This is a genomic window from Ornithinimicrobium carbonis, assembly GCF_050703245.1.
GTDB lineage: Bacteria > Actinomycetota > Actinomycetes > Actinomycetales > Dermatophilaceae > Ornithinicoccus.
The window spans coordinates 3,042,285-3,056,157 of sequence record NZ_CP192647.1 but is presented as its reverse complement, the minus strand read 5'-3'; the positions used below and the strand labels follow the sequence as shown (position 1 = coordinate 3,056,157).

Annotated in this window: 16 protein-coding genes and 2 pseudogenes; 17 read left to right on the top strand and 1 reads right to left on the bottom strand. The window is 74.8% G+C overall.

From position 1 onward, the window contains the following. Positions 1-40 precede the first annotated feature (40 nt). The 7 genes and pseudogenes from ACQ95T_RS15365 to ACQ95T_RS15335 all read left to right on the top strand — a co-directional run. Positions 41-676 (top strand): annotated as a pseudogene (locus tag ACQ95T_RS15365) (FAD-binding protein); the annotation flags it as partial. Between the two features lie 562 nt (positions 677-1,238). Next, positions 1,239-1,733 carry a hypothetical protein gene (locus tag ACQ95T_RS15360; RefSeq protein ID WP_431473920.1) on the top strand — a complete coding sequence of 165 codons (495 nt, stop codon included), beginning with the start codon at positions 1,239-1,241 and terminating at the stop codon, positions 1,731-1,733. Continuing rightward, on the top strand, positions 1,730-3,049 hold the full coding sequence (locus ACQ95T_RS15355; protein ID WP_425944148.1) for a class I SAM-dependent methyltransferase: 1,320 nt from the start codon (positions 1,730-1,732) through the stop codon (positions 3,047-3,049). Before ACQ95T_RS15360 ends, ACQ95T_RS15355 begins: the two co-directional genes overlap by 4 nt. A gap of 75 nt (positions 3,050-3,124) precedes the next feature. Beyond that, positions 3,125-3,481 carry an NADH-quinone oxidoreductase subunit A gene (locus tag ACQ95T_RS15350; RefSeq protein WP_425944146.1) on the top strand — a complete coding sequence of 119 codons (357 nt, stop codon included), beginning with the start codon at positions 3,125-3,127 and terminating at the stop codon, positions 3,479-3,481. A gap of 2 nt (positions 3,482-3,483) precedes the next feature. After that, entirely contained in the window at positions 3,484-4,101 is a 618-nt protein-coding gene (locus ACQ95T_RS15345; RefSeq protein ID WP_425944144.1) for an NADH-quinone oxidoreductase subunit B, read from the top strand. Beyond that, positions 4,098-4,628: an NADH-quinone oxidoreductase subunit C gene (locus tag ACQ95T_RS15340; protein WP_425944142.1), complete on the top strand. Its 531-nt coding sequence runs from the start codon at positions 4,098-4,100 to the stop codon at positions 4,626-4,628. The genes ACQ95T_RS15345 and ACQ95T_RS15340 overlap by 4 nt, the downstream gene beginning before the upstream one ends. Then, entirely contained in the window at positions 4,625-5,476 is an 852-nt protein-coding gene (locus tag ACQ95T_RS15335) for a CoA transferase (protein WP_425944140.1), read from the top strand. Before ACQ95T_RS15340 ends, ACQ95T_RS15335 begins: the two co-directional genes overlap by 4 nt. Here ACQ95T_RS15335 and ACQ95T_RS15330 read toward each other — a convergent pair. Continuing rightward, entirely contained in the window at positions 5,457-5,639 is a 183-nt protein-coding gene (locus ACQ95T_RS15330; protein ID WP_425944138.1) for a PspC domain-containing protein, read from the bottom strand. The genes ACQ95T_RS15335 and ACQ95T_RS15330 overlap by 20 nt on opposite strands. Positions 5,640-5,710: 71 nt before the next feature. Here ACQ95T_RS15330 and ACQ95T_RS15325 point away from each other — a divergent pair, with 71 nt between their 5' ends. The 10 genes and pseudogenes from ACQ95T_RS15325 to ACQ95T_RS15280 all read left to right on the top strand — a co-directional run bounded on the left by ACQ95T_RS15325 (position 5,711) and on the right by ACQ95T_RS15280 (position 13,794). Continuing rightward, positions 5,711-6,097 (top strand): hypothetical protein, encoded by a 387-nt coding sequence (locus tag ACQ95T_RS15325; RefSeq protein ID WP_425944136.1) that lies wholly within the window; start codon positions 5,711-5,713, stop codon positions 6,095-6,097. Positions 6,098-6,162: 65 nt separating this feature from the next. Continuing rightward, positions 6,163-6,684, top strand: coding sequence for a complex I subunit 1/NuoH family protein (locus ACQ95T_RS15320; RefSeq protein WP_431473061.1), 522 nt, complete (start codon positions 6,163-6,165; stop codon positions 6,682-6,684). Next, entirely contained in the window at positions 6,675-7,157 is a 483-nt protein-coding gene (locus tag ACQ95T_RS15315) for a complex I subunit 1/NuoH family protein (RefSeq protein ID WP_431473060.1), read from the top strand. Before ACQ95T_RS15320 ends, ACQ95T_RS15315 begins: the two co-directional genes overlap by 10 nt. After that, positions 7,154-7,642 carry a 4Fe-4S binding protein gene (locus ACQ95T_RS15310; RefSeq protein WP_425944132.1) on the top strand — a complete coding sequence of 163 codons (489 nt, stop codon included), beginning with the start codon at positions 7,154-7,156 and terminating at the stop codon, positions 7,640-7,642. The genes ACQ95T_RS15315 and ACQ95T_RS15310 overlap by 4 nt, the downstream gene beginning before the upstream one ends. Next, positions 7,639-8,046, top strand: a pseudogene (locus ACQ95T_RS15305) (NADH-quinone oxidoreductase subunit J family protein); the annotation flags it as partial. The gene ACQ95T_RS15310 and the pseudogene ACQ95T_RS15305, both read left to right, overlap by 4 nt. A gap of 85 nt (positions 8,047-8,131) precedes the next feature. Next, entirely contained in the window at positions 8,132-8,461 is a 330-nt protein-coding gene (gene nuoK, locus ACQ95T_RS15300) for an NADH-quinone oxidoreductase subunit NuoK (RefSeq protein WP_425944128.1), read from the top strand. Continuing rightward, on the top strand, positions 8,458-10,551 hold the full coding sequence (locus tag ACQ95T_RS15295) for a proton-conducting transporter membrane subunit (protein WP_425944126.1): 2,094 nt from the start codon (positions 8,458-8,460) through the stop codon (positions 10,549-10,551). Before nuoK ends, ACQ95T_RS15295 begins: the two co-directional genes overlap by 4 nt. Beyond that, the gene (locus ACQ95T_RS15290) at positions 10,548-12,182 is read left to right on the top strand and encodes a complex I subunit 4 family protein (RefSeq protein ID WP_431473059.1); all 1,635 of its coding nucleotides are present in this window, start codon (positions 10,548-10,550) and stop codon (positions 12,180-12,182) included. Before ACQ95T_RS15295 ends, ACQ95T_RS15290 begins: the two co-directional genes overlap by 4 nt. Further along, on the top strand, positions 12,179-12,712 hold the full coding sequence (locus ACQ95T_RS15285; RefSeq protein WP_431473058.1) for a hypothetical protein: 534 nt from the start codon (positions 12,179-12,181) through the stop codon (positions 12,710-12,712). Before ACQ95T_RS15290 ends, ACQ95T_RS15285 begins: the two co-directional genes overlap by 4 nt. Continuing rightward, positions 12,700-13,794: a proton-conducting transporter membrane subunit gene (locus ACQ95T_RS15280; RefSeq protein ID WP_431473057.1), complete on the top strand. Its 1,095-nt coding sequence runs from the start codon at positions 12,700-12,702 to the stop codon at positions 13,792-13,794. Before ACQ95T_RS15285 ends, ACQ95T_RS15280 begins: the two co-directional genes overlap by 13 nt. Positions 13,795-13,873: the final 79 nt, after the last annotated feature.

The following is a 13,873-nucleotide window of genomic DNA, read 5'->3' as shown; positions in this document are numbered from 1 at the left end:
TCCTCGAGGTCCTCATCGGGTCCCACGCTAGCCGCGCGGGATGGCGGATCCCAAAGCGGACGACGAACGATCTTTTCCGATCGGCCCACAAGATCCGATCTGCCCGGAACGATCTTCGGTGACCGCCTCCATCTCCACCTCGGTCTTCGTCGAATGCGTCGACGAGCAGACGGCTTTCGACGGACGCGCCGCCGGAGTGAGAGGTGCGCCACACCCGCGAGGGACAGGGGTCGAGACTGCCGGTCCGGACGCGTCGGGGAGCGACGTCGCCCGGCCCCCCCGGTGGTGGGGCCGGCCGGTGAGGAGCATGATGACGGCCATGGGTCCGCCCCGGTCGCAACGCTACGAGGCGGCGGTGCGCTCCGCCCGGGAGTCCTACGCCGCCCTGCCGCCCGACGCCCCCGTGCGCCTGGCCAAAGGGACCTCCAACCTGTTCCGGCCGCGCTCGGACCCCGGTCCCTCCGGTCTGGACCTGTCCGCGCTCCAGGGGGTCTTCGACCTGGACCCGCAGGCGGGCCTGGCCCGGGTGGGCGGGCTGACGACCTACGAGCAGCTCGTGGACGAGCTGCTGCCCCACGGCCTCATGCCGCTCGTCGTGCCGCAGCTGCGGACCATCACCGTCGGCGGGGCGGTCATCGGGCTGGGGATCGAGGCCACCTCCTTCCGCTCCGGCCTCCCGCACGAGTCGGTGCTGGAGATGGACGTGCTCACCCCGACGGGCGAGGTGGTGACCGCCACCCCCGACGGGGAGCACGCCGAGCTGTTCCGGACCCTGCCCAACTCCTACGGCTCCCTGGGCTACGTGCTCGGTCTCGTCGTCGAGCTCGAGCGCACCAGCAGGTATGTCGTGCTCGAGCACCTCCGGTTCGAGGACGTCGAGGAGGTCGTCGAGGCGATCGGGGAGGTGATGGCCACGGGGGCCCACGGGCAGGCCCACGGCGGTGCCCGGGTCGACTTTCTGGACGGCGTCGTGTTCGGGCCCACCGAGGCCTACCTGACGCTGGCCCGGTGGACGGACAGCCTCGGGGGCGCCACGCGGCCCAGCGACCACACGGGTGCCGAGCCGTTCTACCGCTCCGTCCAGCACCGCCGCCGGGACGTGCTCACCGCCCGCGACTTCCTGTGGCGGTGGGACACCGACTGGTTCTGGTGCTCGCGGGCCTTCGGCGCCCAGCGCCCCCCTCGTCCGCCGGGTCTGGCCACGCCGGCTGCTGCGCAGCGACGTCTACTGGCGGATCATGGCCTTCGAGCAGCGCCACGGCTGGGTCTCGGCCTACCGCCGGGCGCGGGGGCGGGCCCCCCAGGAGCGCGTGATCCAGGACGTGGAGATTCCGCTGGCGCGCACGGCCGACTTCCTGCGCTGGTTCCAGCGCGAGGTGCCCATCGAGCCGGTCTGGCTCTGCCCGGTCCGGCTCCGGACGTCCACCCCGGCCCCCGGCGGAGGCCCGCCCTGGCCGCTCTACCCGATGCGCGTGGGCGAGGACTACGTCAACGTCGGCTTCTGGTCGGCCGTGGACATCCCGCCCGGGGGCCACCACGGGGACACCAACCGGGCCATCGAGGAGCAGGTGCACGCCCTGGGCGGCCACAAGGGCCTGTACTCGGAGTCGTTCTTCGACGAGGCGACCTTCGAGCAGCGCTACGGCGGGGCGGCCTACGGCACGGTCAAGCGGCGCTACGACCCCGACGGGCGCCTGCCCACCCTCTACGACAAGGCGGTACGAGCGCGATGAGGACGAACGGGCCCTCGCCCACCGGGACGACGGCAGGCCGCGGCTCCCGCGCCTCGTCCCGGACCGTGGCCGGGACGGTCCACGAGCTGCTCGGGGAACCGCCGGAGGTCCGCGTCGTGGGCCCGGACGGCTCGTGCGCCGGCCCCGACGGCGGGCGGGTGCTGCGGATCCGCACCACCCGTGGTCTGAGCTACGTCGCCACGCACCCCGGGCAGCTGGGGTTCGTGCGGGCCTACCTCCAGGGTGACCTGGTGGTCGACGGCATGGACGAGGCCTACCCCTACGAGGAGCTGAAGCTGCTCGGCGGGCTCGACCTGAGGCGTCCCCCGCTGCGCGAGGTGCCCGACCTGCTCCGGATGGCCCGCGCCACGGGCCTGCGGGTGCCCGAGCTGCCCGCCCTCGAGACGCCCTCCGAGGTGCGCAAGCTGGCCCACGGGCTGCGGCACGGTCGGCGTCGGGCCGCCGAGGCCGTCCAGCACCACTACGACGTCTCCAACCGCTTCTACGAGCTGCTGCTGGGTCCCTCGATGGCCTACACCTGCGCCGTCTACCCCCGGGCGGACGCCACCCTGGAGGAGGCCCAGGAGGAGAAGTTCGACCTGGTCTGCCGCAAGCTGGGGCTGGAACCGGGGATGCGGCTGCTGGACGTGGGGTGCGGCTGGGGAGGGATGGTGCGGCACGCCGTGCGCCACTACGGCGTCACGGCCCTCGGGGTCACGCTCTCCCGCGCCCAGGCCACGTGGGCGCAGGAGGCGATCGAGCGCGACGGGCTGACGGGCGCCGAGGTCCGGCACGCCGACTACCGCGACGTGACCGAACGGGGCTTCGACGCGGTCTCCTCGATCGGCCTGACCGAGCACATCGGCGTGCGCAACCACGGACGCTACTTCGCCTTCCTGCGCGACCGGCTCCGGGACGAGGGCCGCCTCCTCAACCACTGCATCACCTGGCGCGACCCCGACCGGGCCCCGGCGAGCCACACCGACTTCGTCTTCCGCTACGTCTTCCCCGACGGCGAGCTGGCGGCGTCCGGGCGCATCGTCACCGAGATGGAGCGGGCCGGCCTGGAGGTGCAGCACCACGAGAACCTGCGGCAGCACTACGCCCGCACCTGCGGGGCCTGGTGCGAGAACCTGTCGGCCCACTGGGAGGAGTGCGTGGCCGAGGCGGGCCTGGCGACCGCCCGGGTCTGGGGTCTGTACCTGGCCGGTTCCCGGCTGAGCTTCGAACGCGGAGGCATCCAGCTCCACCAGGTGCTGGCCACCCGCACCGGTGCCGACGGCGCCACCGGCTACCCCCTGCGCCCGCGCTTCTGAGCCGCGCGCCCCACGGCATACCCCCGCGTCACCGCCTCCCGCCGCGCCCCGCGGGGAGCGACTAGGGTGGGCGCGATGCGTGAGTACCTCGTCGTCGCGGCCGTCACCCTGGCCGGCGTGGCCCTGGTGGCCGCCGGCATGGGCGTGCGCCGCCTGCTCGCGCCGAGCGACCCGACGACCGCCAAGCTGAGCACCTACGAGTCGGGCGTCGACCCGATCGGCAGCGGGTGGGAGCAGGGCAGCGTGCGCTACCTGGTGTTCGCGCTGCTCTACGTCATCTTCGCCGTGGACGCGGTCTACCTCTTCCCCTGGGCGCTGGTGATCCGCAGCGAGCTCGGCGTCGCCAGCCTGGTCGAGATGGCCGTCTTCATCGGGGTCCTGGTGGTGGCCCTCCTGCACGTGTGGCGTCGCGGCCTGCTGAGGTGGTGGTGACGATGGCGACCCCCCCGCCCGCCGCCGGCGCGCCACCCACCTCCACGGCCCTGCCCACCCCGCGCGTCGGAGCCCCCGTGGAGCGCGCACCCCGGGCGGTGCAGGTGGTCCTCAACTGGGGCCGCAAGTACTCCCTGTGGGTGTTCAACTTCGGCCTGGCCTGCTGTGCGATCGAGTTCATCAGCGCTTCGACGGCCAGGCACGACTTCATCCGGCTGGGCGTCATCCCGTTCGCGCCGGGTCCGCGCCAGGCCGACCTCATGGTCGTCTCCGGCACGGTCACCGACAAGATGGCGCCGGCGATCCGGCGGCTCTACGACCAGATGCCCGAGCCGAAGTACGTCATCTCCTTCGGGGCCTGCTCCAACTCCGGGGGCCCCTACTGGGACTCCTACTGCGTGACCAAGGGCGTGGACCAGCTCATCCCCGTCGACGTCTACGTCCCCGGGTGCCCGCCGCGGCCGGAGGCGCTGCTCGCCGGGATCGTCCAGCTCCAGGGCCAGATCGCCGCCGAGGTCCCCGGGCGGGCCCGGGCCCACGCGCGCTACGGCGACCGCGACGTCTCCGCCGGCGAGGTCACCCGCGGGCTGGTCCGCGCGCCCGGGACGGATCCGGCGTGAGCGTCGAGCTGCGGCGGGTCGCGCCGGCGGAGTGGGTGGATGCGGCGCGCGCGGCCAGGAACGAGGGGTACGCCTTCTTCGACTGGCTCTCGGCCGTCGACGAGACCGACGCGAGCGACGAGCACGGTCCGGGCCTGGAGGTGGTCTGCCACCTGATCGACGTGCGGCGCGGTGAGGACGGGCTGCGGCGGGTGCTGCTGAGCACCAGGGTCCCCGAGGGGCAGCGGCTCGGGTCGGTCACCGGCGTCTTCCCCGGTGCCGGCTGGCACGAGCGGGAGACCCACGAGATGTTCGGCCTGGACCTCGAGGGGTTCGACGACGGCACCGGCGAGGGGCTGCGTCCGCTGCTGCTGCCCGAGGGTTTCGAGGGGACCCCGCTGCGCAAGAGCTTCGTGCTCGCGGCCCGGGCGTCCAAGGCGTGGCCGGGCGCCAAGGAACCGGGCGAGGGGTCGGGGGCCAGGCGGTCACCGTCCCGCCGGAGGCTGCTGCCGCCGGGGGTGCCGGACCCCTCGTGGGGTCCGCGGTGACGTCGTCCGGCGACGCACCGCTGCAGGGCACGAGGGTCGTCAGCGTCGCCGTCAACCTGCCGGGGCCGGCCGCCGCGGCCCGGCTGACCTCGCTGGGGGCGCAGGTCACGACGGTGCTGCCGCCAGGCGGCGACCCCCTGGACCACTACCACCCGGACTGGTTCGCCGACCTGCACCGCGACCAGCAGCTGGTCACCCTCGACCTCAAGCAGGAGGCCGACCGGGACCGGCTGGACGCCCTCCTGGCCGGTGCCGACGTGCTCCTCACCTCGTCCCGGCCCTCGGCGCTGCGGAGGCTGGGCCTGGACTTCGGGACGCTGCACGCCCGCCACCCCGGCCTGTGCCAGGTCGACGTGGTGGGCTCGCCGGGGGAGCGCGCCGAGCTCCCGGGCCACGACCTGACCTACCAGGCGGCGGTCGGCCTGGTGCGACCGCCCGACGTGCCACCCACCCTGGTCGCCGACCTCGTCGGCGCCGAGCGGGCCGTGGGAGAGGCCCTGGCCGCCCTGCTGCGACGGGGGCGCACGGGGGAGGGCTCACGGCGGGAGGTGGCCCTGGAGGACGCGGCCCGGACGATGGCCGAGCCGGCGGTGCGGGGGCTGACCGCGCCGGGGGGTCTGCTGGGCGGTGGGCTGCCGGGGTATGCGGTGTACCCGGCCGCCGAGGGACACGTCGCCCTCGCCGCGCTCGAGCCGCACTTCCTGCGCCGGACCGTGGAGGCGCTGGGGGTGGAGGCCACCCACGAGGCCTTCGCCGAGGTGTTCGGGCGACGGACGGCCGGGGAGTGGGAGACGTGGGCGAGCGAGCACGACGTGCCGCTCGTGGCGGTCAGCGTTCCTTGGGGATGATGATCCACAGGGCGAGGTAGACGAGCTCGCCGACGCCGACCAGCCCGAAGACCACGAAGCCCACCCGGACCAGGAACGTCGGCAGGCCGAAACGGTCCGCGAGCGCCGCGCAGACGCCCGCGATGATCTTGCCCCGACGGGGACGGACCAGGGCGTTCGACATGAGGGAACCTTTCGTCGACGGGCCTCCAGTCTGCCACCGTGGCCCGCGGACCTCTCTGCCACAGTGGTGGCATGCGTCTGCCGGCGATGCCCCACCCCCACCTCGTCGCGCTGCGCAGCGCCGTGACCGTGGTGCTCAGCTGCCTCATCGGCCAGGCCGGCTGGGCGGCCGCCTTCCTGGACGGTCAGGACAGGTACCTGCGTCACCACCAGGTCGGCGCCTGGGTGACCCTCGTGGCCGCGGTCCTGTCCGCGGTCGTCTACCTCGTCCTGCGACGGTCCGCCGGACCGGTCAACACCACCCTGGCCGTGCTGCTCGCCCTGGCGGTCGCCGTCCAGTTCGGCCTGGGGGAGTCCGACCAGCGGGCGCTGCACATCTTCCTCGGCGTCCTCGTGGTCATGCTCGGCACCGCACTGACCTCGTGGACCTACCGGCACGACATACCCTCCCGTCCCTGAACCGGCCGGGTCCGGCGCGGCGCGGGGCCAGCGCACCGTCGGTCGACTTGGTTAGGGTGGCGCCGATGCCGTCCGAGCTCCCCCTCCTCGTCGAGGTCGCCCTGAAGGCCGCGGTGGTCCTCGCGGTCTTCCTCACCATGCCCCTGGCCCTGGGCCAGCTGGAGCACAAGGTGATGGGGCACATGCAGGGACGCCTGGGCCCCATGGAGGCCGGTCCGCACGGGATCCTGCAGCTGGTCGCCGACGGCATCAAGTTCGTCCAGAAGGAGGACGTCACCCCGGCCGCCGCGGACCGGCCGGTGTTCCGCCTGGCCCCCGCGGTGGCGCTGATCCCCTACCTGGTGGCGCTCGCGGTCATCCCCTTCGGCGCCTCGTGGGTCGCCGCCGACGTGCCCGGCTCGCTCCTGCTCGTGCTGGCCGTGACCAGCGTGGGCGTCATCGGCACCCTCATGGCCGGATGGGGCAGCGGCAACAAGTACTCCCTGCTCGGCGGCATGCGGGCCGGCGCCCAGCTGGTCTCCTACGAGCTGCCGCTGGTGATCGCCGCGGCCAGCGTGGCGATGGCCGCGGGCACCCTGTGTCGCTGACCGGCATCGTCCAGGAGTGGTCCTGGTGGTGGCTCCTGTGGCAGGCGCCGGCGGCCTTCGTCTTCCTCGCCGCCAGCGTCGCCGAGCTGCAGCGCACCCCCTTCGACGCCCCGATCGCCGACTCCGAGGTGGTCTTCGGCCCGCTGACGGAGTACACCGGGCTGCGCTTCGCCTTCTTCCTGCTCGCCGAGTACGCCGGCATGGTCGTCATGGCGCTGCTGTTCACGGTGCTCTTCCTCGGTGGCTGGCGGGGGCCGTGGGCCGACGCCGAGGTGGTCGGCGTGGTCGGCGTTGTCGGCGTGCTCTGGACGCTCCTGAAAGCCACCGCCGTCGGGCTCGTCTTCCTCTGGCTGCGGGTCGCCTGGCCCCGGGTTCGGGAGGACCAGCTGCAGCGCTTCGCCTGGCTGGTGCTGCTGCCGGTCGCGCTGCTCCAGCTGGCCGTCACCGGCGTCGGGGTGGTGTTCCTGTCGTGAAGGGCCTGCTCAAGGGACTGCGCACGACCGCCCGGGTGCTCGCACGGGGAGCGCACACCCGCCAGTACCCGCACGAGGAGCCGACGCTGCCTGAGCGCTCGCGCGGCGTCATCGCGCTGCTCGAGGAGAACTGCACCTCCTGCATGCTCTGCGCCCGCGAGTGCCCGGACTGGTGCATCTACATCGACTCGCACAAGGAGGAGCTGCCGCAGGAGGGCGACGCTCCGCGCGGGCGGCCCCGCCTGGTGAACAAGCTGGACCGGTTCGAGATCGACTACTCGCTGTGCATGTACTGCGGCATCTGCGTCGAGGTGTGCCCCTTCGACGCCCTCTTCTGGGCGCCGGAGTTCGCCTACGCCGAGGGGGACATCCGCAACCTGCTGCACGACAAGGAGCGGCTGGGCGGCTGGATGGAGCAGGTTCCCCCCGCCACCCTGCCCGAGGGGCACCGGCCCGGCACCGCGGACGAGGGGGGTGAGCGGTGAGCGGTCCGGACGTGCTCTTCGTCGCCGTCGGCCTGCTCACCGCAGGGTCCGGCCTGCTCGCGGTGACCGCCGGACGGGTGGTGCACGCCGCCCTCTGGCTGGTCGTCGCCCTGGTCGGCCTGGCCGGCTGCTACCTGGTCCTGGGCGCCGAGCTGGTGGCCCTGGTCCAGCTCCTCGTCTACGTCGGTGCCGTCGTCGTCCTCCTCCTCGTGGCGCTCATGCTCACCCGCGCCGGAGGCGTGCCGGTGGTCACCTCCCGGGGCCAGCGGGCCGGTGCGGCGGTCGTGGGCGCCGCGACCACCCTGCTCCTGGGGGTCGCCCTGGTGGGGACCGTGGGCTGGGCGCCGGTCGAGCTGGGCGGTCCGGACAACGCGCGAGTGGCCGAGGGGATCTTCGGCGTCTACGTGTGGCCCTTCGAGCTGCTCTCCGCACTGCTCCTCCTGGCGCTCGTCGCCGGGGTCGCGGTCGCCCGCGGGGGGGTGAGCGGTCGTGATCCGCCCCGCCCTGCCCTACCTGCTGGTCGCCGTGCTCGCCGGTCTGGGGGTCTACGGGATCCTCGCCCGCCGGCACGCCGTGCTCGTGCTGGTCGGGGTCGAGCTGCTCCTGGGCGCCGCCGGGCTGCTGCTGGTCACCGTCGGCTCGACCACCGCCCCGCAGACCACGGCCGCGGCCACCTCCGGTCCGGTCCTGACGCTCTTCCTCATCACCATCGCCGCCGCCGAGGTGGTCGTGGCCCTGGCCGTCTTCCTCGCCCTCTCCCGCGAGCGCGGCCACGTCGACCTCGCTGCGCCGCTCGAGGACGGGGGGCCCACGCCGTGACCCGCCTGCCCGCCGCCCCGCCCGCCCTGCCGGCCCCGACCGTGTCCTGGGACGACCTGCAGATCCCGCTGCCCCCCGTCCCGCCGATGCCCGACCTGCCCTTCCTGCCCGGACTTCCGGACTTCTGGGGCACGCCGATGCAGTGGCTCGTCGTCGTCCCCGCGCTCACCGCGCTGGCGGTGATCACCCTCAGCGGGCGGTCGAACCGGCTCGCCGCCTGGCTGGGGGTCGGAGGTGGCCTGGTGACCTTCCTGGCCGCCCTGTGGCAGCTGGTGGTGCTCGTCCGGCTGGACGGCCGGCACACCTCCGGCTCGCTCGGCGCCCTGCCCTTCGGCGAGCTGTCCGTCCCGCTGGGGCTGCAGGTGGGGTGGCCGCTCGGTCTCGTCGCCGTGGCCGTGGCGCTCGTCGCCCTCGTGGTGCAGGTCTACGGCCGCTGGTACCTCTGGTACGACCCGCGCTACAAGGTGTTCGCCGCCACCGTGGCGGCGTTCACCGCAGCGATGCTGCTGACCGTCCTGGCCGACGACGTCCTGCTGCTGCTCGTCGGCTGGGAGGTGATGGGCTGGTGCTCCTACCTGCTCATCGGCCACCACTCCACGCGGGCCGCCGCCCGGCGGGCGGCCCTCAAGGCGCTGGTCGTCACCCGCACGGCCGACGTCGGGGTGGTCCTGGGGCTGGTCGTCCTCGCGGCGGGGGCGGGCACCACGTCCCTCACCCGGATCGTCGAGCACTGGTCGCAGGTGGCCGGCGAGGCCGCGGCCGGGTCCTCCCCGGGAGGCCCCGGTCCGGCCCTCACCGCGGCGATGGTGCTGCTGGTGGTCGGCGTCGCCGGCAAGTCGGCCCTGTTCCCGTTCCAGGACTGGCTGCCCGACGCGATGGAGGGACCCACGCCCGCGTCGGCCCTCATCCACGCCGCCACGATGGTCGCGGCCGGCACGGTCGTCCTCGTGCACGTCTTCCCGCTCCTGGCCGTGACGGACCCCGCCCGTCTGCTGCTGGCCGTGCTCGCCGCCGTGACCATGCTCGGTGCCGCCCTGCTGGCCTTCGCCCAGGGTGACCTCAAGCGGCTCCTGGCCTGGTCCACGGTCAGCCAGGTCGCTCTCATGCTCGGCGCGCTGGCCGCGGCCACCCCCCAGACCGGACCGGACGCGGCCACCCAGCACCTGCTGGCGCACGCCTGGTTCAAGGCGCTGCTCTTCCTGTCCGCCGGCTGGCTGGGCGTGCTCGTGGGCGGCACGGCGATGGCCGTGGTCGCCTCCGGCGGGCGGCGCTACCGGGTGCTGCGCCGGCGCTTCGCCTGGGGGCTGCTCGCCCTCGCCGGCGTGCCCCCGTTCGTGGGGTTCGTCTCCAAGGAGCTGGTCCTGGGCACCGCGGAGACCGGGGCCATCGGTGCCGGAGGAGCGGCCTCCGTCGTGGTCCTGGCCGCGGTCGGCGCCTCGGCGCCGCTGACGGCCGCCTACTGCATGCGGGCCTGGCTGGTCCTGGACCGTCCCACCCTGGCCCAGCAGCACGCCGCCACCTACCACACCGGACCGGTGGAGCGGATCGACGACTTCTTCGACGAGCCCCAGGTCGTGCACGAGGCCGAGGGGGTCGAGCGCGCGGAGGCGGCGATCACCTCCTCCGCCCGGCTGGGCACGACCGTGCTGACGGTGATGACCCTCCTCGGCTCGATCGTGGCCCTGCTCCCCGTCTGGCGCTCCGACGTCCACCTCAACGTGCAGCTCCTGCTGGCCACCCTCGTCCTCATGGCCGCGGCGGCCCTGGCCGTGTGGTTCGCCGCCCGCGGGGTGCGCACGCGCGACGCGGCCGCCCGGGTCCCCGCCCGTCTGAGCCTGGCCGCCGAGCGCGGCCTGGGGGCCGACTACGCCTACCGGCTCGTCGTGGCCACCCCCGTGATGGCCCTGGCCCGGGCCGTCACCTGGTTCGACGGTCAGGTCCTCGACGCGTGGGTCCGCGGGGCCGGTTCGGGAGCCCGGCTCGTCGGGCGCGCCGGTGACCTGCTGACGCCCCGACGGGTCACGCCGTCGCTGGCGGGGGTGCTCGGCGGGATGCTCCTCGTCGTGCTCGTGGCGGTGGTCACCTCGTGACCGGTTCCCTGCGCTCGGCCGTCGAGCAGGCGGTCGACCTCGTCCCCGACCTGGGCCCCTGGTGGCTGGTGCTGGCCCTGGCCCCCCTTCTCCTGGGAGCGGTGGTCCTGCTCACCGCCGCCGGCCGGTGGCCGACCGTCCCGGGCCACCGTGCGGTGCAGGTCCTGTCCCTGGCCGCGGCCACGCTGTCGGCGGCCGGTGCCGCCGGGACCGCGCTGCACCGTCCCGAGCTGGAGGTCCCCTGGATCCCCAGCCTGGGGGTGTGGCTGCGGCTGGGGGCCGACGGGATCAGCGCCCCCCTGGTGCTGCTCACCGCGGTCGTCGGGGTCGTCGCCGTCGTCCAGCACCTGCACGTCCCCCCGCCGTACCGGCCGGTGGACCTGGACCTGGACCTCGACCGCGACGCCGGGGCCGGGACGCTGGAGCGCACCGCGCCGATCCCGCTGCTGCGGGGCACCGACGTGCCCGGGCTGGCGACCTACCACGCCTGCCTGCTGCTGGTCCTGCTCGGGGCGCTGGTGGCCTTCCTGGCCGGGGACGCGCTCCTGTTCTTCGTCGGCTTCGAGCTCGTGCTCGTGCCGATGTGGGTGCTCGTGGCCCGCTGGGGAGACCCCCGCAGCGACCGCGACGGGGCGGCCCTGCGCTTCCTCCTCGTCACCGTGCTCGGTTCCACCCTCGTCCTGGTCGGGCTGCTCGGCGTCGCGACCGCCACCGGCACCACCGACCTGGGGGTCTGGGCCGACCTGCGCGGCGAGGGCATCTCTGCGCGCACCCAGGTTGTGCTGGCCGCCCTGCTGCTGACCGGACTGGCGCTGAAGGTGCCGCTGTGGCCCCTGCACACCTGGCTGCCGTGGGTGCACGCCACCGCCCCGACCGCGGGCTCGGTCCTGCTCGCCGCCGTCCTGCTCAAGCTGGGGACCTACGGCATGGTCCGGCTCGTCGTCCCCGTCCTGCCCGAGGGCTTCGCCGCCCTGGCGCCGCTCCTCGGCGGCCTCGCGGTCACCGGGATCCTCTGGGCGGGCCTGGCCTGCCTCGTCGAGCGCGACCTCAAGCGGCTCATCGCCTGGGCCTCGATCGCCCACCTCGGGTTCGTGGTCCTCGCCCTGGCCACGGGGACGGAGACGGGCCTGCAGGCGGCCCTCTTCGGCAACGTGGCCCACGGCCTCGTCTCGGCCCTGCTCTTCGTCGTCGTCGGCGGGCTCAAGCACCGCTGGGGCTCGGCCGACCTCACCGTCGCCCGGGCGGCGCTGCGCGAGAGCAGCCCGCGGCTGGGGGCGGCCCTGGTCCTGGGCATGGCCGCGGCCATGGGGCTGCCCGGCCTGGCCGGCTTCTGGGGGGAGATCGGCGCGGTCTACGCCGCCTGGGCCCCGGCCGAGGGCCTTCCCCTGCCCTGGTTCCGCGGGTATGCCGTGGCCGCCGCCCTCGGCGCGGTGCTGGCCGTCGCCTACGGCGCCAGGGTGCTCAAGGAGGTCTGGGCCGGTGACCGGGTCGAGCCGCGGGTCCCCGACGCGGTCCGCACCGAGCGTCTGTCCGTGCGGGTGCTCGCCGCCCTCGTCGTCCTGCTGGGCGTGGTGCCGCACCTGCTGCTGGCCGTCACCGCCCCGGCCGTCGAGGCGGTGCTCGCCCGATGAACCTCGAGCTCGACCTCGTCGCCACCCTCCCGGTGCTCGCCCCGCTGGTCGCCGCCGTGCTGGTGCTGCTGCTGGACGCGGCCGTCCCCGGTCGCCGCGAGCCGCACCTGCTGCTCGCGGCGGGCGGCCTGGCCGCGGGGGCCCTGGGCACATGGCCCGGTCTGCGGCTGGGCGCCGGGGACCGGCGGGGGGCCTTCTGCCTGCCGACGGGTGAGTGCCTCTACACCGCCGACCGGCTGACCTCCGTGCTCCAGCTGACCGCGCTCCTGGGGGCGCTCGTCGTGCTCGTGCTCGCCTGGGACGACTGGCGCCAGCGCTCGGTCACGGGCCGCGCGCCCGTGGTGGCGGCCCTGGTCCTGGGGGCCACGGCCGGTGCCGCCGCGGTGCCGGCGGCCGGTGACCTGGGCACGCTGCTGGTGTCCCTGGAGCTGGCCACGCTGCCCACGGTGGCGCTCGTGGTGCTGGCCGACCCGCGGTGGACCTCGGGCCACCCCGGGCCGGGGCCGTGGACGGGGCGGTGGCCCTCCTGACGACCTCGCTCGTCTCCTTCGGGCTGATGGCCCTGGGGGCGGCCCTGTGGGTGGCCGCGACCGGGACCGCGCTGCTTACCGTCCCCACGTCCGAGGAGACCGGACTGCTGGTCGTGGCCGCGGTCCTCCTCCTGGCGGGGCTGGCGTTCAAGGTGTCCGCGGTCCCCTTCCACGCCTGGACCCCCGTGACCTACACGCGCGCACCCCTGCCCGTGACGGCATACCTCGCGACGGTCTCCAAGGTCGCCGCCCTCGGCGGGCTCGTGGTGCTCGTGCGCGCGCTGGGCACCGTCGACGGGACCACCCTGGTGGCCGTGGCCCTGCTGGCCGCCCTGTCGATGACCGTCGGCAACCTCGTCGCGCTGGGGCAGGTCGACACCGTCCGGCTGCTCGCCTGGTCGACGGTCGCCCAGGCCGGCTGGGTGCTGCTGCCCCTGGCCGGGCTCTCCTCGCGGGCGGTGCACGCGGCCGGGTCCTATCTCGTCGTGTACGTGCTGGGCACCCTGCTGGCCCTGGTGGTCGTCGTGGCGGTCGCCCGTGCGGGCGCGGCCGACCCGGTCGCCGCCGGCCCCGGGACCGCCCTGGCCGCGCACCAGGGGCTGGTGCGCCGCCGACCGCTGCTGGGGCTGCCGCTGGCCCTGGCCCTGCTCACGCTCGCCGGTCTGCCGCCGGCCGTGCTGGGACTGGTCGCCAAGATCGTCGCCCTGCGTCCGGTGGCGGCCGAGGGCACCTGGTGGCTCGCGGTGGTGGCCGCCGTCAACGTGGCCCTGGGGATCGCCGTGTACGTCCGGTGGATCGCCGTGCTCCTGCAGGCGCCGGACCCGGCGAGGCCCACCCGCGCGGCTGCGGTCGGGAGCACCGAGGGTGCGGTCGGGAGCGCCGGGGACGGGAGCGCCGAGGACGAGGACGCCGGGGACGGGGACGCCGGGGACGGGGGCGCCGGGCGCACGGGGGCCGGGGACGAGGGTGCCGGTGACGGGGGTGGTGCCGCCCGCACCGTCCCCGTGCGCGAGGCCGTGCTGGTCGGTGCGCTGACCGCGGTCGTCGTCGTGGGCAGCATCGCGCCCTTCGGCGTGCTCTGACATCGGCACGCCGCGGTCCGTCGGCTGCGCGGAGCGGCACGCTCCGGAACACCGGGGGGTGGGACCCGCGTTGGACCCC